Below are 19889 nucleotides of genomic sequence, written 5' to 3' on the forward strand. Positions count from 1 at the left end.
TGATATACTATGAATAGCATGTGCACAATATAGTTTATTTGAAGATAAACTATATTGTAAATGTAATAAAGGGGGCATAATCTTTGAATTATAAATTAATTAATGAACAAACGATTATGATATATTTTGAAGAGCGTATTGATCCTGATACGTTTCAAAAGGTACAACGCGTTGAACAATATATTAAAGCACAAAACAATCCAGCGATTATTGAAGTAGTCTCTTCGTATCGCGCAATTATGTTAACCATTGATATCACTAAAAGTGATTTAACCTATATAATTAAAGCGCTTAATTTAAATCAAATGGACATAACAAAATTTAATGATACAGCTACACCAACACAAACAATTAATATACCAGTGTTATATGGTGGAAGTTATGGACAAGATATTCAAGAGGTAGCATCGCATAATAATTTAACTACTAAAGAGGTTATACGAATACATACTGAAAATACTTATTTAATTTATATGCTAGGTTTTATGCCTGGCTTTCCTTTTTTAGGAGGATTAGATACGCAATTACATACGCCAAGACGTCAAGAACCGAGGACAAGCATTCATGCAGGTTCTGTAGGTATTGCTAATAATCAAACAGGTCTCTATCCAAAACAATCGCCTGGTGGTTGGCAAATTATAGGACGTACGCCTATTAGAGTGTTTGATATTCATAGAGAACCTATGTGTTTATATGACGCAGGAGACTATATAAAATTTTATGCTATTGAAGTAGAAACATACCATCGTATATTAGATGAACAACAATATGACGATTTTGATATAGAAAAGTGGGTGAAAATTTAATATGTCTATAAAAATTTTAAATCCTGGACTATTTAGCACAATACAAGATCAAGGTAGAATTGGTTTTCAAAATCAAGGCTTTTCAAATGCAGGCGTGTTAGATCAATATGCATATAGATTAGGTCAAACACTTATTGGAAATAATGGACCTGCAATTGAATGCACAATTATTGGGCCAACACTTCAATTTTTAGAAGATAATTCTTTTATTATCACTGGTGCGCAATTTAATGCCAAGATAAATGATGAAGTGATTGATGTTCAAACAGTAACTTCAGTGAAAAAAGGGGATGTATTGGAACTAGGTGCTGTAGTTAATGGTGCAAGAGGTTATATTTTGTTTGGTAAACCGATAGATGTTCCAATTGTAGCTGGTAGTTATGCAACGCATACACGTAGTCATATCGGAGGATATAAAGGACGTGCCTTAAAAGGATACGATGTAATTTTGTGTAAACAAGACGATACATACCTTTCCCAAATAGGGTACAGTTTAGAATTAAATACTGAATCATTTAATAAAGATACAATTCAAATAATCGAAGGACCACAAATAAATCGATTCACTCAAGATGCGCAAGATAAATTAACAACAGTTGATTTTAAAATTTCAGAAAAATCAGACCGCATGGGATATCGATTACAAGGTGAGATAATTTCACCAATTAATTCTGCGGATATCATTTCTGAACCAGTAGCTTTAGGTAGCATTCAAGTTCCGAACGATGGCAATCCAATTATTCTATTGAATGATAAACAAACAGTTGGTGGTTATACAAAAATTGCTACTGTATGTGCTTCAGATTTACATATTTTAGCACAGAAACAACCGGGGGACATGCTACATTTTGAATGGACAACGATTGAAGAAGCAACAAATAAATTAAAACAACAAGAATTAGATTTCAAGAAAGTATTAGAAAATACAATCGATACACCTATTTATAATACAGCGCAATTCAGACCAACGGCTTCACGTATCAAAAAATTATTAAAAGGGGAATTAAAATGAATCTTGAAAAAATCGAGCAATTAATAAAATTAGTAAAAGAAAACGAAGTTAAAAAATTTGAATACAAAGATAGCAAAAGTGAAATATCTATAGATTTTAATGACAATAAATTACATTCATTTTCTTCCGATCATAGTTCACAAACTTTAGCCAACCAAGCATTCACTCAAAATCAAAGTGTAGCGGACGGCCAAACAAAGGAGCATGACAACTTTAAAGAAGTTAAATCACCAATGGTAGGTACGTTCTTCCAACAAGATGAAAAGGAGCTTACTGAGCCAATCATTCGTGTTGGTGATGAAATAAATAAAGGTGATACGATTGGTTTTATTGAAGCGATGAAAGTAATGAATGAAGTGAAAAGTGACATAGATGGTGTAGTGGAGGAAATCGTAGTAGCACATGGTGAGAATGTCGAATATAATCAGACGATTATTAAAATAAAATAAGTGAAAGAAAGGGGCGTTTGCTGTGTATCGTTGTTTAATAGCAAACAGAGGAGAGATAGCTGTTAGAATTATCCGAGCATGTAGAGAGATGGATGTTGAAACAGTAGCTATATATGCATTAGGGGATGAAACGAGTTTACATGTGAGTTTAGCTGATCAAGCTATTTGCATAGGTGAGGCAAATCCACTAGAGAGTTATTTGAATCAAGATCGAATTATTAGCGCCGCCAAAATCAGTGGCGCTACTGCAATACATCCAGGGTATGGCTTTTTATCAGAGAGTACTTCTTTTGCACAAAAAGTAGAAGAAAATAATATTGATTTCATTGGCCCAACACAATTGACGATGGAAATGATGGGTGATAAAATCACCGCTCGTCAAACAGTTGATGATGCGGGCGTGCCAATTATTCCTGGTTCTACGAATGCTGTGGAGTCAATTGAAGAAGTGAAGAAAATATCAAAAGATATTGGTTTCCCTCTAGTTTTAAAAGCTGCTAGCGGTGGCGGTGGTAAAGGTATTAGAATTGTTAAAACAGTTGGTGAATTAGCTAAAGCTTTTAAAGAAGCCAAGAGTGAGGGAGAAAAGTATTTTGGTGATGATCGTATTTATGTTGAATCGTTCATTCCCGTAGCGAAACATGTAGAAGTTCAAGTCATTGGTGATGGTAAGAATAATTACATACATTTAGGGGAAAGAGATTGTTCTGTACAAAGAAAAAACCAAAAATTAATTGAAGAATCACCATGTGCAGCAATAACAGAAGAGACTAGAAATGCAATGTGTACTGATGCTGTCAAAGTCGCAAATGCTTCTAATTATAGAAGTGCAGGCACAATCGAATTTTTAGTAACAGACGAAGCATATTATTTCATTGAAATGAATGCGCGTATTCAAGTAGAACATACGGTGACTGAAATGAGAGCGAATAGGGATTTACTACAAGCTCAACTATACTTGATGATAAATGGTGAATTGCCTTTTACACAGGAAGATATAGTTTTTGATGGACATGTAATCGAAGCACGAATTAATGCAGAGAACCCAGAACGACAATTCCAACCTTCACCAGGTAAAGTAGAAGCATTACACTTACCACAAGGATTTAACGTACGTGTAGATAGTTTACTTTACCAAGGTTATACTGTTTCTCCTTACTATGATTCTTTAGTAGCAAAAGTGATTGTAAAAGCACCCGACAGACAACGTGCAATCAATAAATTAAAAGTCACTTTAGATGAAATGGTGATAGACGGTTTTACAACAACTGCTGACTTTTTATACGCAGTATTATCATATCCATTGTATGCAGATGGAGATGCAAAAGAAGTAGATATAAAATTTTTAGATAGACATCAAATTATCAAGGGGGTATCTTAATGCAAGTAGACTTAAATTGTGATCTCGGTGAAGCATTCGGTAATTACTCATTTGGAGGGGATGAACAAATCATCCCACTAATTACTTCAGCAAATATCGCTTGTGGTTTTCACGCTGGTGACCAACATGTAATGAATGAAACAATTAAATTAGCCAAAGCACATGGTGTAGGAATCGGTGCTCATCCAGGATTGCCAGATTTACAAGGATTTGGACGTAGAAATATGGATTTATCACCAAATGAAATTTATGATATTGTTGTTTATCAAATTGGTGCATTAAGTGGATTTTGTAAAATTCATAACGTGAAGATTAATCACGTAAAACCGCATGGTGCCCTTTATCAAATGGGAGCTAGAAATAAAGATATAGCTCGTGCAATCGCACAAGCAGTATTTGATATTGACAAGACCCTAATATATGTGGGATTATCTAACACGTCATTAATTTCTGAAGCTAAATTAGTTGGTTTAACAACAGCTTCAGAAGTCTTTGCAGATAGACGTTACGAAGACGATGGCCAACTTGTAAGTAGGAAAGAACACGATGCACTAATTACGGATACAAATGAAGCAATTGAGCAAGTAGTTAACATGGTGAAATCGCAAACCGTTGTCGCAAAAAGCCAAAAGACCATCAGCATAGAAGCTGATACAATTTGTGTGCATGGAGATGGTGCACATGCTCTCGAGTTTGTAACACAAATTAGAGAAAGATTAACGAAAGAAGGCGTTTCTATAAAAAGTCTAGGGGGCTAACCTATGAAAGAAAGATTAAGTTCTGAAGAAAAAGGTTTTGAGTTCACAAAAAACCATAAAAGGTTATTATTAGGTTCGGTATTTTTAATGGCAACATCTGCTATAGGACCAGCATTTTTAACTCAAACCGCAGTATTTACTGCACAATTTACTTCAAGTTTCGCATTTGCTATTCTATTATCTATTATTATAGATATTGGAGCGCAAATAAATATTTGGAGAGTATTAGTAGTTACCGGTAAACGTGGTCAAGAAGTAGCAAATGAGATATTCAATGGGCTAGGTACAATTATTTCAATACTGATAGCCATTGGAGGATTAGCTTTCAATATCGGTAATATAGCAGGCGCTGGGCTTGGTTTAAATGCCATTTTCGGTTTAGATGTGAAGATTGGTGCTGCGATTACAGCAGTTCTAGCGATCGGTATCTTTATTAGTAAAAGTGGTCAAAAGATTATGGACTTTGTCACAATGTGTTTAGGTATGCTCATGATTGTAGTCATAGCATTCGTAATGTTCAAGGCCAATCCGCCATATGCAGAAGCGGCTAAACATTTAGTTATGCCAGAACAACCATTGGCGCTTGTATTACCGATTATTACTTTGGTAGGTGGAACAGTTGGTGGTTATATTACTTTTGCAGGGGCGCATAGAATTTTAGACTCTGGAATTAAAGGCAAAGAATATTTACCATTTATTAACAAAGCCGCCATCTCTGGCATATTGACTACCGGCGTTTTAAGAGCTTTATTATTCTTAGCGGTACTGGGTGTAGTTGTTACAGGTGTTACTTTAAGTTCAGAAAACCCACCAGCTTCAGTCTTTGAACATGTACTTGGACCAGTTGGACGTAGTATCTTTGGTGTCGTATTATTCGCAGCTGCAATGTCATCTGTAATTGGTTCTGCTTATACGAGTGCGACATTTTTAAAAACACTACATAAATCGATATACAATAAAACCAATATAATCGTAATTAGTTTTATTGTTGTTTCTTCACTAGTATTTTTATTCATAGGTCAACCAGTCACTTTATTAATTGTTGCTGGCGCACTTAACGGTTTTATTCTACCAATTACGTTAGGTACGATTTTAATAGCTAGTAAACGAAAATCAATTGTCGGAGATTATCATCATCCAACGTGGATGTTACTCTTTGGTATATTGGCAGTAATAGTTACAATTGCTGCAGCATTATTCTCTCTACAAAGCTTATCAGGTTTATTTGGTAGTTAATATATCAATATTTTAATACTCTGAACGATACATACTGCTAATGTATTGTTCAGAGTTTTTATATGGAAAAAAATAAAGAATTCAAATGTATAAAAAAATTAATATTACTAACTTAAAAATAGGGAAAATAACATATAGAATTTAATATAAAAAGTTGAACAATGATCGAGCTCTGAACATAAATGTGGTAGAATAACTAAGGCTAGGATTTTAATATGAGGTGAATTATAATGATAGGTATTATAGGTGCTATGGAAGAAGAAGTAGCAATCTTAAAAGATAAACTTGAAACATTAGAAGAAATAAAAATTGCGCATGTAATATTCTATAAAGGTCGTCTACATGATAAAGAGATAGTACTTACACAAAGTGGTATTGGTAAAGTGAATGTTGCAATTTCTACGACATTATTAATTGAGAAATTTAAACCTGATGTAATTATTAATACAGGCTCTGCAGGAGCTTTAGACAAAACATTAAATGTTGGTGATGTTGTTGTCAGTGATATGGTTGCTTATCATGATGCAGATGCAAGAGCGTTTGGTTATCAGTTAGGACAAATACCGCAAATGCCAGCACAATTTATTGCTGATGAGCATTTAATTAAAAAGGCAACAGATGCAATAAATGAACAACAACTTGTAGCTAAAACTGGGTTAATTGTGAGTGGAGATAGCTTTATTGGTACAACTGAGCAACGTACGACGATTAAAACGAACTTCCCACAAGCAATGGCTGCAGAAATGGAAGCTACTGCAATTGCACAAACCTGCTATCAATTTAATTTGCCATTCATAATTACGCGTGCAATTTCAGATTTAGCTGACGGCGATGCTGGTATTACGTTCGATGTATTTTTAGAAAAAGCAGCAATATCTTCTAGTGAAATTGTTGAGCGTTTAATTAAAACTATATAAAAAGGTGAAAATAAATAATGGGTATAATAAAAAGCTATTTTATGCCAAATGAATATGTGCAGTCCGTTTTTCAAATAGATATTGATAAACTAGCAGCATCTGGCGTGAAAGGAATTATTACAGATTTAGATAATACACTTGTAGGATGGGACGAAGCAGACCCGACTGCAGCAGTAAAACAATGGTTTGAGAAAGCAAATGCATTAGGTATCACAATTACGATTGTTTCTAATAATAATGAAAAACGTGTTGGTAGTTTTTCAAAATCATTGAATGTTGATTATATTTTCAAAGCAAAAAAACCAAGAGGTCGTGCTTTTAATCAAGCCGCACAATTAATGCACTTAAAACCTTCTGAAATTGTTGTGATTGGTGACCAAATGCTTACAGATGTATTTGGAGGTAATAGACGTGGCCTCTTCACAATTATGGTGGTACCCGTGAAACAAACGGATGGTTTTATTACGAAATTCAACCGAATGATAGAGCGAAGATTATTACAACACTTTAGAAAAAAAGGCTATATCAAATGGGAGGAAAATTGATTGACTGAAATTTTAAAATGTATCGGATGCGGTGCGCCACTTCAATCTGAAGATCCAGATGCGGCAGGCTATGTGCCAGAACATAATTTACATCGTGAAGATGTCATATGTAAAAGATGCTTTAGACTAAAAAATTACAATGAAGTTCAAGATGTTGGTTTAGATAGTGAAGACTTTTTAAATTTATTGAACGGTTTAGCAGATGAAAAAGGAATTGTAGTAAATGTTGTAGATGTCTTTGATTTTGAAGGATCTTTCATTAATGCAATCAAACGTATTGTAGGTAATAAAAAAATCATTTTAGTAGCCAATAAGTTAGATTTATTGCCTAAACAGATTAATAAACGTCGAGTTAAAGAATGGTTGAAGAAAACAGCAAGAAAATATGGTTTAGAAACTGAAGATGTTGTATTGATATCTGCAGAAAAAAATGAAGGAATAGATGATTTATTAGCATCTATTAACACATTACGTAATAACGACAATGTTTATATTGTAGGAACTACAAATGTTGGTAAATCTACGCTTATAAATAAATTAATTGAACGCAGTGTTGGTGAAAAAGATGTTGTTACTACATCTAGATTCCCAGGAACAACGCTAGACATGATTGACATACCGTTAGATGATACATCATTTATGTTTGATACTCCAGGCGTGATTCAAGAACATCAAATGACACATGTGGTAACGGACGATGAACTTAAAACGATTATGCCTAAAAAAGAAGTTAAGCAACGTGTATATCAATTGAATGAAGGTCAAACTTTATTCTTTGGTGGGATAGCGCGTATTGACTATGTTAGTGGTGGCAGACGTTCATTAGTATGTCATTTTTCAAACGAACTCAATATTCATAGAACTAAAACTGAAAATGCTAATGAATTGTGGAAAAATCAGTTAGGTGCATTATTGTCACCACCTCATAATCCTGATAATTTTGATTTACAAAATGTTAAAGCAGTAAGATTAGAAACAGGTAAAGAGAAGCGAGATGTGATGATTTCTGGATTAGGTTTTATAACGATTGATGAAGGTGCCAAAGTTATAGTTCGAGTACCTAAAAATGTAGATGTTGTATTAAGAAATTCAATAATGTAAGGTGTGTTTAATATGAAATATGCAGTAATAGGCAATCCTATTGATCATTCTTTGTCACCAGTTATGCATAATGCGAACTTTGAGACTTTAAATGATGATTCAACATATGAAGCGATTAATATTCCTGAAGCACATTTTCATCTTATTAAAGAAATCATAGAAGACAAAGCGCTCTCTGGATTTAATGTTACAATACCTCATAAAGAACGTATTTTACCTTATTTAGATGAAATTGATGACCAATCTAAAACAGTTGGTGCAGTTAATACAGTTAAAATTGAAGGCGGAAAATGGATAGGCTACAATACAGATGGCATAGGCTATGTTACAGGACTTAAACAGGCTTATCCGGATTTACAAAATGCGTATATACTCATTTTAGGTGCAGGCGGTGCCAGTAAAGGTATTGTAAACGAACTGAATAAACACGTTCGACCTAAATTAACTGTTGCTAATAGAACTATGAGTCGCTTTGATAACTGGGATTTAGATATCAATAAGATTAGTTTATCAGACGCAGAAAAATCATTGGCTGAATTTGATATTATTATTAATACTACACCTGCAGGTATGAATCAAAACAAAGATGTAGCCATAAGTCTCGACCAATTAGCTTCACATACATTAGTGAGTGATATTGTTTATATTCCTTTTAAAACGCCAATTTTAGAAATAGCAGAAGAAAAAGGCAATCCTATACACAATGGATTGGACATGTTTGTTTACCAAGGCGCAGAAAGTTTTGAGATTTGGACCGAACAAACACCAGACATTCAAGTAATGAAAGAAGCAGTACTAAAACATTTATAAAAGGAGCATATTATGCTAACAGGTAAACAAAAAAGATTTTTAAGAAGTAAAGCAAATAACGTAGACCCAACTTTCCAAATTGGGAAATCAGGTATAAATGATAACATGGTTAGTCAAATTAACGATATTTTAGAAAATAGAGAGTTAATTAAAGTACATGTTTTACAAAATAATTATGAAGATAAAAATGATTTAGCACAAAGCTTAAGTGATGCGACGAGAAGTGATGTCGTACAAGTAATCGGGTCTATGATTGTATTGTACAAAGAATCTCAAGATAACAAACAAATACAATTACCATAATGACTAAGTCAATTGTATTATATGGTGGGCAGTTTAACCCGATTCATACAGCTCACATGGTTGTTGCAAGTGAAGTGAATAACGTAATAAAACCTGAGAAGTTCTATTTTATACCGAGCTATATGTCTCCATTAAAAGAGCATAATGATTTTTTAGACGTGCAGTATAGAATAGATATGATTCAGTGTGCGATTAATGAACTTGGATTTGGAACAATTTGTCTTGATGAAATTGAACGAAAAGGGCAAAGCTACACTTATGATACAGTAGAGCATATTTTAAAGCAGCATCCTCAATCTAAGCTATACTTTGTTATAGGTACTGACCAATACAATCAACTTGAAAAGTGGTATAAAATTGATGAGTTAAAATCATTAATTACTTTTGTAATTGTTAATAGAGATAAATCAGCTCAAGAAGTAGAGCCTGGTATGTTAGCGATAAATATACCGCGTATTGATATTAGTTCAACATTAATCAGAGATAGAATTAAAAACGACGAAAATATTCAAGTTTTAGTTCCTCCTAGTGTAGAACAATATATCCGAGAGGAAGGTTTATATGAAAATTGATCAAGCAATTAGTTTAGTTAAAGATAAATTACCCGAGAAAAGGTTTAACCATTCATTGAGAGTTGCTGAAACAGCTGTGAAATTAGCAGAAATCTATGATGGCGACAAAGACAAGGCTGAACTTGCAGGTATATTACATGATTACTGTAAATATGATGATTTAGGATCAATGTATCAAATCGTTACACAGAATGAATTAGATAGTAATTTACTGAGTTATGGTTCCGAAATATTACATGGCCCAGTAGCAGCTATAATAATGAATCAACAGTTTGATGTCACTGATGAAGAAGTCTTATTAGCGATTAAAAATCATACAACTGGACGCGCTCAAATGACAAAAACTGAGAAATTGATATTCATAGCTGATTATATAGAGCCAGGTCGTCAGACCCCAGGCGTTGAAGAAATTAGAGATTTAGCATACAATCAAGGTAGCTTAGATAAAACCATTTATGAAATTTCTAAGCGAACAGTTCTATATTTAATTAATAAAGATATTAATGTTTATGATGCCACGATTGCATGCTTGAATTATTACAATTACAGTGACGAAAGAGTAAAGGATGATTAAATGAATTCAGATCAATTATTAAACATTGCTGTCGAAGCAACAGAGAATAAAAAAGCAGAAGATATTATTTCTTTAAAAATGAAAGGCATTAGTGACATGACTGATTATTTTGTAGTTTGTCATGGTAATAACGAAAAACAAGTTCAAGCTATAGCTCGTTCGGTAAAAGATGCAGCAAGCGAAGCTGAAATCGAAGTAAAACGAATGGAAGGCTTTAATGATGCCAGATGGATTCTTATTGATCTATCTAATGTAGTTGTTCACGTATTCCATAAAGATGAACGTGATTACTATAATATTGAGAAATTATATCGTGATGCGCCTCTTGAGAGTTATAGACAGGTTGTTTATTAATTATGGTGCAATATGAAGAAATGAGCTTGTTCTATGATCAACTAACGTTAGATCAACCCTATGAATCATGGTTAGAAATTGTAAACCATTTTGCTGAAAATAGGACGTCTATATTAGATATTGGTTGTGGCACAGGCAGCTTAACATCATTGCTAACAGACTTTGACCAAATCACAGGTATGGATTTAAGTGTTGATATGCTTTCAATAGCAACTCAGAAATCTAACAAAGTGAATTGGATAGAAGGTGATATGACTGAATTTGAATTGAATCAGAAATTTGATGTAATTACGATTTTTTGTGATTCTTTAAATTATTTACCTGAAAAAGATAATGTCTTCACCACATTTAGTCATGTTTTTAACCATTTAGAAACAGAAGGTGTGTTTATGTTTGATGTTCATACACCTTTTAAAATGAATACATTATTTAATAACCAAAGTTATATCGATGAATCTGAAAAGGTTTTTCTTGCTTGGGAAGCTGTACAAGGCGAGGAACCACTGAGCGTTTGGCATGATATGTCATTCTTTATTAAACAAGACGACAATCAATATGCAAGGTTCGATGAATCTCATTATCAACGCACATACGCAGAAGCAGATTATATTGAAATGCTTAATAATGTAGGGTTTAGCCAAATTACTACGTTTGTCGATTTTGATATTAAGAATAATAGTCATGAAGGACATCGATTGTTTTTCATTGTCAAAAAATAAAAGTAAAATCACTCCTTTATACGTGTATAGTATAAAGGAGTGATTTTTTATTGCTAGATCAGTGGAACAATCTAAAAGAAATCATTTGTAAATACAAAGCAGTAGCTATAGCAATTTTAATTATCGTGGTCATTTTAATCGCTTGGTTGCTACAAAGTACTTTTACAAATGAAAATGATCATAAAATAGTAAATTCGAATGATGATATTACCACAAATACAGAAACACAACTAGAAACCAATGCAAAGCATACAAAAAATAGTACTGAACAAGCTAAAAAGATTAAAACAGAAGATATTTTTGTGGACATCAAAGGTGCTGTGAAGCATCCTGATATTTATATGATGAAATCTTCTGATAGAATTAAGCAACTTTTAGATAGAGCAATCGTTACTGAGGATGCTGATTTGTCAAAAATAAATTTAGCTGAAAAGTTGGTGGATCAAAAGTTGATTTATATCCCAAAGAAAGAGGAAACGATAAATTCAAATCAACAAATCAATGAAACTAATACCACAAATAAAAATGTAAGTTCAAATTCAACAAAAGTTACTGACAATAGCGCTAATCAGGAAAAAATAAATATTAACACTGCTTCAGAACCAGAGCTATTAACAGTTCCTGGCATCGGTCCTTCAAAAGCTAAATCTATTTTAGAATATAGAGAGCAAAATGGTGCTTTTGAATCTATCGAACAATTAACAGAAGTTAAAGGAATTGGAGCAAAGACGCTTGAAAAATTAGGCTCATATTTTACAACATAGATTTTTATTGCAATATAACTCAATACAAATTAACCTATAGTTACTCATAAAATAAATAATTACTATTAACGGAGGTATAACATCATGGATCGCATTAAATGGGAAGAATACTTTATGGCTCAAAGTCATTTATTGGCGTTACGTTCCACTTGTCAACGTTTATCTGTTGGCGCAACAATTGTTAAAGATAATAGAATCATTGCTGGTGGTTACAATGGCTCAGTTTCGGGCGAAGTTCATTGTATTGATGAGGATTGTTTGTTAGAGGATGGTCATTGTATACGTACAATACATGCTGAAATGAATGCATTACTACAATGTGCCAAACAAGGGGTGTCAACAGACGGAGCAACGATATATGTCACACATTTCCCTTGCCTAAATTGTACGAAATCAATCATCCAAGCTGGTATTCAAACAATTTATTACGCTGAAGACTATCACAATCATTCATATGCATTAAAGTTACTAGACCAATCAGGTATCGATTATAAAAAAATAGCATTTAATCAAGAGCATGTAGCACAATACCTTACCAATAAATAGGCACTGATTTACTATGTAATTGCTTATTTAGTTGGTCTTTTATGGCTACATGTTAAATTATTATCGATATTTTTATGTGGTATCTTAATTTTTTTAGTGATACTTAAAAGGTTAAAGTGGTTCCAAATTTTATTTGTTTTAATCATACCATTCATTAGTTATATGATGTTTCAGAGTAATTTAATAAGTGAGAATAAAGCACGTGCAGCCTACTTAAATCAAAATATCGAAGTAGGTGCACAATTTGTGACTAAACCTATTCTGGAACATCAAAAGCTACATGGTAAAGTTAAAATTAATAATAAAAAATATAACTATTACTTTTATGTTAATAACAACATTAACAGTAATAAATACATACAGCTATATCAAAAGACATGTAACGTGAAAGCAATATTAAAACCATTAAATCAGTCCTCATATAGCCCGGTTTCACTTTTTATTAATACAATTGATTTTGAAAGTTGCAAAGTAAACAATTCGAATTATCATGCTATTTTAGATAGGCATAAACAATATATTTTCGAACGTTTAAGTCACACCAAGATCAAACATCCAGAGAAAATTATTGCATTAATTAGTGGAGATACCTCAAAAATTAATAATAATGAATTAGATAAATTCAAAGAAATTGGTATATATCATTTATTAGCAGTAAGTGGCACTCATATTGCAGCGATCATAGGCATTTTAATATACGTATTAAATATTTTTAAGTGTCCGTTAGCCTATATCAAGATGATATTATTTATTATTCTCCCGATATATGCTCTTTATACTGATTTAGCTCCTAGTGCTGTGAGATCAATTTTAGCAGCCTTAATAATTATTATAATTCCTAAAGCAATTATAAAAAATCCAATGAATGTACTCGCACTTTTATTTATAATCTTAACGATTATTTCTCCTGCTTACGCCTATAATATAGGCTTCCAATTTTCTTTTTTAATTACATTCTTCATACTTTTTACATTGCCATTAATAGCTCAATCCTCACCGATAAAATCGCTACTAATTATTACTATAATAGCTCAGTTAGGCTCATTTATGATTATCGCTATTTATTTTAACCAGATTCAATGGCTTGGTTTTTTAGCAAATCTTATTTTTGTTCCTTTTTACACTATTGTACTATTTCCACTTGTAATTTTCTTTTTTATTATAAGCCACTTTCCATTTGAAATAATGACTTTAACTTATTTGCTTAATTTAATTTTAAAGTTACATGATTTTCTTTTGGAAATATTTATTAATTTAAGTTCATACAAATGGTATATACCAGAGTTAAATGACTTAAATATCACTTTAGGATTTGTGCTCATATTTGGGTGTTTAATATTATTTGCACATAGATTTTATAGTCTATTTATTTGTTCATTTGTTTTATTGTATATAGTCGTTACGATATTGCCATTATCTAATGATTATAAATTGACAATGCTTGATGTTGGGCAGGGAGATGCTATTTTATTTGAGACAAATAGACAAGAGAGTTTATTGATTGATACGGGTGGCAAGTTATTGCAAGAAGGAGAGTCAAGCCAACACAATATCTCAAAGTTTCATATACTACCGACTTTGAAAAAACATGGTATTAAAAAAATAGATTATTTAATTGTTACTCACCCACATATAGATCATATGGGAGAACTTAATTTTTTGATTGAAAAATACCCTGTAAAAAATATAATAATTAATAAAAAAAGTTACCATTTGAAAGAACTAAAATCATTAGTTAATATATGCAAAAGCTATAACATAAAATTATTGGACTTTAAATCAATGCAAAGTTTTTCACTTAACAAAGCGAAAATTAAATTATTAGATGCCACAATTACAACATCGAATGATCTAAATGAACAATCAATTATTACATTAATTGAATATGATAAATTCAAGATTTTACTTATGGGTGATGCTTCAAAAAATAATGAACAGTTATTGTTAAATAAGTATCACCTTGAAAATATTGATATTTTAAAAGTAGGACACCATGGTAGTAAAACAAGTTCTAGCGCATCTTTTATAGATACACTTCAGCCGAAAATAAGTCTGATTTCTGTTGGTCGAAATAATAGATATAAATTACCCAACAAAGAAATAGTAGAACGCTTAAAAAGCATTAATTCTCAAGTTCTACAAACAAGTGAAAATGGAGAAATTTCTATTACATTAAATTCTAATTTTGAACTTAGTGCTAATCTGAAACAATGATTTTATGTAGAGAGATAAAGCACTGCATGATATAATGATTAAATGTGTAATAGTGATGAAAGGGTGCTACATATGAGCAATAATATAATTACAATATACGGAGAAGTGCCTGAATTAATTGAAAAGAAATCTACAGAAGTAATTGAAAAATATTTAGATACTCCAAAAGATGATTTCAATTTTGTTAAATATAACCTATATGAAAGCGATTTATCGCCAATTATAGAAGAAGCTTTAACGATGCCATTTTTCTCAGATAAAAAGGCAGTATTAGTTCAAAATGCATATGTATTTACTGGTGAAAAAGCGCCTAAAGATGTAAATCATAATATAGATCAACTCATGGAATTTATAGAAAAATACGATGGTGAGAGCATGATTGTCTTCGAAGTTTATCATTCTAAACTTGATGAACGAAAAAAATTAGTGAAGTCTCTGAAGAAGCATGCTCAATTAAAAAAAATTGAACAAATGTCTGAAGATGAAATTAAAAATTGGATTAAAAATGAATTGCATGGAAATTATAAAGATATAAAACAAGATGCTTTAGATTTATTTATAGAATTAACTGGTATTAATTTCAATATAGTAAAGCAAGAAATTGAAAAATTGATTCTTTTTCTAGGAGATAGACCAACGATAAACAAACAAGATGTCCAACAAATTGTAAACAGGAGTCTTGAACAGAATGTGTTTTTACTGACAGAATACATCCAAAAAAATAATAAGGCCAAAGCAATACGATTAGTAAAAGATTTAATTGCAATGAAGGAAGAACCTATTAAATTATTAGCACTTATTACGAGTAATTATCGTTTATTTTATCAAAGTAAAATATTGAGTCAAAAGGGTTATAGTGGACAACAAATTGCAAAAACAATAAATGTACACCCTTATAGAGTGAAATTAGCATTAAATCAGGCAAGACATTATCAATTAGAAGGTTTATTGAATATTATTGATAATTGTGCGGAGACAGACTATAAATTAAAATCTTCTTATATGGATAAACATTTAATATTAGAATTATTTATTCTATCACTTTAATTTTAAATGTTTGAGCTAATATTATTTGAAAGTTAATACAAGTTTAAATTCTTTAATAATACAAAAAAGCCTGAAGCCACAGTGGCTCAGACTTCTTTGTTATTCGTATATTTATTTACGCAAATAAAAAGTTCAAGCCATGGCTTGAACTTTTTTATTATTTAGCAGCTGTCATAAGTGAAGATTTGATACGATCAGCTTTGTTTGAGTGGATTAAGTTGCGTTGAGCAGCTTTATCTACTTTTTTCAAAGCGAAGTTTACTAAGTCAGCTTTGTTGTCAGCATTTGATTCAATTGCTGTGTGTGCTCTTTTAACTGCTGTACGCATTTCATTTTTTTGTGAAATGTTACGCTCTTCAGCAGTACGGTTTGTATTAACACGTTTAATTGCAGATTTGATGTTTGGCATGTGTGTCACCTCCTAATAATGATTTCGCTATCAAAATGAATTTGATTACAACAAGAAATATTTTATCAAAATGAGCGCCTTTCTGCAATCATTTATTTATCGCAGGCGCATAGAATCGATGAAAATGGTACAATACTATTTGGAAAAGAAGAACATTCACTCTATAATGCAAAGTAGAATACAATATCAAGTATATCAATTATTTACGGAAAATAGTAAAAAATCGTAGTAAATTTGCAATTACCTACTAAAAACGTTATTATATCAAAGAATGTCATACATATTTACGGGCTAGAATTATGAAAGTGAGAAGGATAATACATGGATAAACAAGACCGTTTCAATAAACGCGAAAATATTAGAAACTTTTCTATTATCGCACATATAGACCATGGTAAATCTACGTTAGCTGATAGGATTTTAGAAAACACGAAATCAGTTGAATCGAGAGATATGCACGCGCAATTGCTAGATTCCATGGATTTAGAACAAGAACGTGGTATTACAATTAAATTAAATGCTGTTCGCTTAAAGTATGAAGCTAAAGATGGTGAAATATACACATTCCATCTTATTGACACACCTGGACACGTAGATTTTACATACGAAGTGTCTAGATCATTAGCTGCTTGTGAAGGAGCAATCTTAGTAGTTGATGCAGCGCAAGGAATTGAAGCACAAACATTAGCTAACGTTTACTTAGCTCTAGATAACGAATTGGAGTTATTGCCTGTAATTAACAAGATAGATTTACCTGCAGCAGAGCCAGAACGTGTGAAGCAGGAATTAGAAGATGTCATCGGTATCGATAAAGACGAGGTTGTGCTAGCAAGTGCAAAATCTAATATTGGTATAGAAGATATACTCGAAAAAATTGTTGAAGTTGTTCCTCCACCACAAGGCGATCCTGAAGCACCGTTAAAAGCACTTATCTTTGATTCTGAGTATGATCCTTATAGAGGCGTTATTTCATCTATAAGAGTTGTGGAAGGTACGGTTAAACCTGGAGACCGCATTAAAATGATGGCTACAGGTAAGGATTTCGAAGTTACTGAAGTTGGTATTAATACGCCAAAACAATTAGCTGTAGAAGAACTTACTGTTGGTGATGTAGGGTACATTATAGCTAGTATTAAAAATGTTGACGACTCACGTGTTGGTGATACAATCACGCATGTCAGACGTCCTGCAGAACAAGCACTACAAGGTTATAAAAAAATGAACCCGATGGTATTCTGTGGTTTATTCCCTATAGATAACAAAGATTACAATGACTTGCGTGAGGCATTAGAAAAATTACAATTAAATGATGCCTCATTAGAATTCGAACCTGAATCATCACAAGCATTAGGCTTTGGTTATCGTACTGGTTTCTTAGGTATGCTTCATATGGAAATTATTCAAGAACGTATTGAACGTGAATTTGGTATTGCACTTATTGCAACAGCACCGTCAGTAATCTATCAATGTATTATGAAAACAGGCGAAGAAGTTACTGTTGATAATCCAGCTAATATGCCTGAAAGAGACAAAATTGATACGATTTATGAACCATTTGTTAGAGCTACTATGATGGTACCTAATGATTATGTTGGTGCTGTAATGGAATTATGTCAGAGTAAACGTGGACAATTTGTAAATATGGAATACATGGATGATATTCGCGTAAATATTATTTACGAAATTCCATTATCAGAAGTGGTTTTTGATTTCTTCGACCAACTTAAATCTAATACTAAAGGTTATGCTTCTTTTGATTATGAATTTATTGATAACAAAGAAAGTGACTTAGTAAAAATGGACATATTGCTAAATGGCGAAAAAGTAGATGCTTTAAGCTTTATAGTACATAAAGAATTCGCATATGACCGTGGCAAAATGTTAGTTGAAAAATTAAAAACACTAATTCCAAGACAACAATTTGAGGTCCCTGTTCAAGCAGCAGTTGGCCAAAAGATTGTTGCACGTACAAATATTAAATCGATGGGTAAAAACGTATTGTCTAAATGTTACGGCGGAGATATCAGCCGTAAGAAAAAATTATTAGAAAAACAAAAAGCCGGAAAAGCTAAAATGAAATCTGTAGGTAACGTTGAGATTCCTCAAGATGCATTCCTAGCAGTTCTTAAGATGGATGAAGATTAATATAAATTAAACATTGGGGCCTTAAATCCATTCGATTTATGCCCCAGTTTTTTGTTGTGTTCTCACATCTTCAAAAAATGAAAGTAGGTGAACGCAATATGGAAGTGAAAAGTGCTTATATCCATATTCCTTTTTGCGTGAGGATTTGTACGTATTGTGATTTCAACAAGTACTTTATACAAAACCAACCAGTTGATACGTATTTAGATTGTTTAATCACTGAAATGCAGCAAAGTGAAGTCAGAAAATTAGAAACAGTTTTTGTTGGAGGCGGTACGCCTACAGCACTTGATTATCAACAACTCAAAAAATTATTAGTAGCTATTACAGATACTTTTGAAATAAAAGGAGAATTTAGCTTTGAAGCAAACCCCGATGAATTAACAATTGAAAAAGTTCAATTGCTTAAAGATTATGGTGTTAATAGGTTGTCTATGGGTGTTCAAACATTTAAACCAGAATTATTAGACATACTCGGTAGAACACACAAAACAGAAGATATTTATCAATCGGTTGCTAATGCTCGTCAAGTTGGCATTCCATCTATTAGTTTAGATTTAATGTATCATTTACCGAACCAAACTCTAGAAGATTTTCAAGATAGTCTAGAAAAGGCTTTGTCGATGGATATTGATCATATATCGAGTTACGGTTTGATATTAGAACCAAAAACAAAATTTTATAATATGTATAGAAAAGGCCAATTGAAAGTTCCTAATGAAGATATTGGTGAAGAAATGTACGAATATCTACTAGAAAGAATGGAACAATCAGAGATGCATCAATATGAAATATCTAATTTTGGTAAAGTTGGACATGAATCCGAACACAATAAAGTGTATTGGAAAAATGAAGGCTATTATGGCTTTGGTGCTGGCGCAAGTGGTTATGTAAATGGAGAGCGTTATAATAATGTAAATCCAGTAAACCATTACATTAAAAAAGTACAAAATAATGAACGCCCCTTATTAGATTCAACATTTCCTACCGAAACAGAGCAAATGGAAGAAGAAATGTTTTTAGGCTTACGGATGAATATAGGTGTGGATAAAGACAAGTTTTCACAGAAATTTGGAAAAACATTAGAAGAAGTCTATGGTCAAACTATAGAAGACTTAATTCAACGTGAACTTTTAATTGAGCAAAACGGACATATCACAATGACTGAACGTGGAAAAGTCATTGGAAATATTGTCTTTGAAGCATTTTTATTAAATGTATAAAAAA

The 19889-nt window shown here is 32.2% G+C and carries 22 protein-coding genes; 21 read left to right on the forward strand and 1 reads right to left on the reverse strand.

Going from position 1 to position 19889, the window contains the following annotated elements; genetic code table 11:
- Positions 1-83: 83 nt before the first annotated feature.
- From pxpB to holA, 19 genes are all read left to right on the forward strand, one after another.
- A complete protein-coding gene (gene pxpB / locus NSR03_RS04555; protein WP_021339135.1) occupies positions 84-806 on the forward strand; it encodes a 5-oxoprolinase subunit PxpB in 723 nt (240 codons plus the stop codon).
- Between the two features lies 1 nt (position 807).
- On the forward strand, positions 808-1818 hold the full coding sequence (locus NSR03_RS04560; RefSeq protein WP_021339136.1) for a 5-oxoprolinase subunit C family protein: 1011 nt from the start codon (positions 808-810) through the stop codon (positions 1816-1818).
- Positions 1815-2267 carry an acetyl-CoA carboxylase biotin carboxyl carrier protein gene (locus NSR03_RS04565; RefSeq protein ID WP_021339137.1) on the forward strand — a complete coding sequence of 151 codons (453 nt, stop codon included), beginning with the start codon at positions 1815-1817 and terminating at the stop codon, positions 2265-2267. Before NSR03_RS04560 ends, NSR03_RS04565 begins: the two co-directional genes overlap by 4 nt.
- A gap of 22 nt (positions 2268-2289) precedes the next feature.
- Positions 2290-3648 carry an acetyl-CoA carboxylase biotin carboxylase subunit gene (locus NSR03_RS04570; RefSeq protein ID WP_031265963.1) on the forward strand — a complete coding sequence of 453 codons (1359 nt, stop codon included), beginning with the start codon at positions 2290-2292 and terminating at the stop codon, positions 3646-3648.
- Positions 3648-4406 (forward strand): 5-oxoprolinase subunit PxpA, encoded by a 759-nt coding sequence (gene pxpA, locus NSR03_RS04575; protein ID WP_002512464.1) that lies wholly within the window; start codon positions 3648-3650, stop codon positions 4404-4406. The genes NSR03_RS04570 and pxpA overlap by 1 nt, the downstream gene beginning before the upstream one ends.
- 3 nt (positions 4407-4409) lie before the next feature.
- The gene (locus NSR03_RS04580; RefSeq protein ID WP_021339140.1) at positions 4410-5642 is read left to right on the forward strand and encodes an NRAMP family divalent metal transporter; all 1233 of its coding nucleotides are present in this window, start codon (positions 4410-4412) and stop codon (positions 5640-5642) included.
- A gap of 230 nt (positions 5643-5872) precedes the next feature.
- A complete protein-coding gene (gene mtnN / locus NSR03_RS04585; protein WP_021339141.1) occupies positions 5873-6559 on the forward strand; it encodes a 5'-methylthioadenosine/S-adenosylhomocysteine nucleosidase in 687 nt (228 codons plus the stop codon).
- Positions 6560-6576: 17 nt separating this feature from the next.
- Complete coding sequence (locus tag NSR03_RS04590) at positions 6577-7104, forward strand: YqeG family HAD IIIA-type phosphatase (protein ID WP_021339142.1); 528 nt, start codon at positions 6577-6579, stop codon at positions 7102-7104.
- Positions 7105-8205, forward strand: a complete 1101-nt coding sequence (gene yqeH, locus NSR03_RS04595; protein ID WP_002507453.1) for a ribosome biogenesis GTPase YqeH — start codon at positions 7105-7107, stop codon at positions 8203-8205.
- A 12-nt stretch (positions 8206-8217) separates the two neighbouring features.
- Positions 8218-9015, forward strand: coding sequence for a shikimate dehydrogenase (gene aroE / locus NSR03_RS04600; RefSeq protein WP_021339143.1), 798 nt, complete (start codon positions 8218-8220; stop codon positions 9013-9015).
- 12 nt (positions 9016-9027) lie between these two features.
- The gene (gene yhbY, locus NSR03_RS04605) at positions 9028-9318 is read left to right on the forward strand and encodes a ribosome assembly RNA-binding protein YhbY (RefSeq protein ID WP_002507455.1); all 291 of its coding nucleotides are present in this window, start codon (positions 9028-9030) and stop codon (positions 9316-9318) included.
- Positions 9318-9890 (forward strand): nicotinate-nucleotide adenylyltransferase, encoded by a 573-nt coding sequence (locus tag NSR03_RS04610; protein ID WP_002507456.1) that lies wholly within the window; start codon positions 9318-9320, stop codon positions 9888-9890. The genes yhbY and NSR03_RS04610 overlap by 1 nt, the downstream gene beginning before the upstream one ends.
- Positions 9880-10464: a bis(5'-nucleosyl)-tetraphosphatase (symmetrical) YqeK gene (yqeK, locus tag NSR03_RS04615; protein ID WP_069812930.1), complete on the forward strand. Its 585-nt coding sequence runs from the start codon at positions 9880-9882 to the stop codon at positions 10462-10464. Before NSR03_RS04610 ends, yqeK begins: the two co-directional genes overlap by 11 nt.
- Positions 10465-10818 (forward strand): ribosome silencing factor, encoded by a 354-nt coding sequence (rsfS, locus tag NSR03_RS04620; protein ID WP_002507458.1) that lies wholly within the window; start codon positions 10465-10467, stop codon positions 10816-10818.
- A gap of 2 nt (positions 10819-10820) precedes the next feature.
- A complete protein-coding gene (locus NSR03_RS04625) occupies positions 10821-11537 on the forward strand; it encodes a class I SAM-dependent DNA methyltransferase (RefSeq protein WP_021339145.1) in 717 nt (238 codons plus the stop codon).
- 50 nt (positions 11538-11587) lie between these two features.
- Positions 11588-12301 carry a helix-hairpin-helix domain-containing protein gene (locus tag NSR03_RS04630; protein ID WP_021339146.1) on the forward strand — a complete coding sequence of 238 codons (714 nt, stop codon included), beginning with the start codon at positions 11588-11590 and terminating at the stop codon, positions 12299-12301.
- A gap of 84 nt (positions 12302-12385) precedes the next feature.
- Positions 12386-12847 (forward strand): ComE operon protein 2, encoded by a 462-nt coding sequence (locus NSR03_RS04635; protein WP_002507461.1) that lies wholly within the window; start codon positions 12386-12388, stop codon positions 12845-12847.
- A 165-nt stretch (positions 12848-13012) separates the two neighbouring features.
- Complete coding sequence (locus NSR03_RS04640) at positions 13013-15061, forward strand: DNA internalization-related competence protein ComEC/Rec2 (protein ID WP_241957913.1); 2049 nt, start codon at positions 13013-13015, stop codon at positions 15059-15061.
- Between the two features lie 72 nt (positions 15062-15133).
- Positions 15134-16108: a DNA polymerase III subunit delta gene (holA, locus tag NSR03_RS04645; protein WP_002507463.1), complete on the forward strand. Its 975-nt coding sequence runs from the start codon at positions 15134-15136 to the stop codon at positions 16106-16108.
- A gap of 157 nt (positions 16109-16265) precedes the next feature.
- Here holA and rpsT read toward each other — a convergent pair whose 3' ends face one another.
- Entirely contained in the window at positions 16266-16517 is a 252-nt protein-coding gene (gene rpsT, locus NSR03_RS04650) for a 30S ribosomal protein S20 (protein ID WP_002507464.1), read from the reverse strand.
- 321 nt (positions 16518-16838) lie between these two features.
- On the opposite strand from rpsT, the gene lepA reads away from it, so the two are divergent.
- Together lepA and hemW are read left to right on the forward strand one after the other, a co-directional pair.
- On the forward strand, positions 16839-18662 hold the full coding sequence (gene lepA, locus NSR03_RS04655) for a translation elongation factor 4 (RefSeq protein WP_021339276.1): 1824 nt from the start codon (positions 16839-16841) through the stop codon (positions 18660-18662).
- 98 nt (positions 18663-18760) lie between these two features.
- A complete protein-coding gene (hemW, locus tag NSR03_RS04660) occupies positions 18761-19885 on the forward strand; it encodes a radical SAM family heme chaperone HemW (protein WP_021339275.1) in 1125 nt (374 codons plus the stop codon).
- Positions 19886-19889: the final 4 nt, after the last annotated feature.

Source organism: Staphylococcus sp. FSL W8-1207 (assembly GCF_038003745.1).
Taxonomy (GTDB): domain Bacteria; phylum Bacillota; class Bacilli; order Staphylococcales; family Staphylococcaceae; genus Staphylococcus; species Staphylococcus equorum.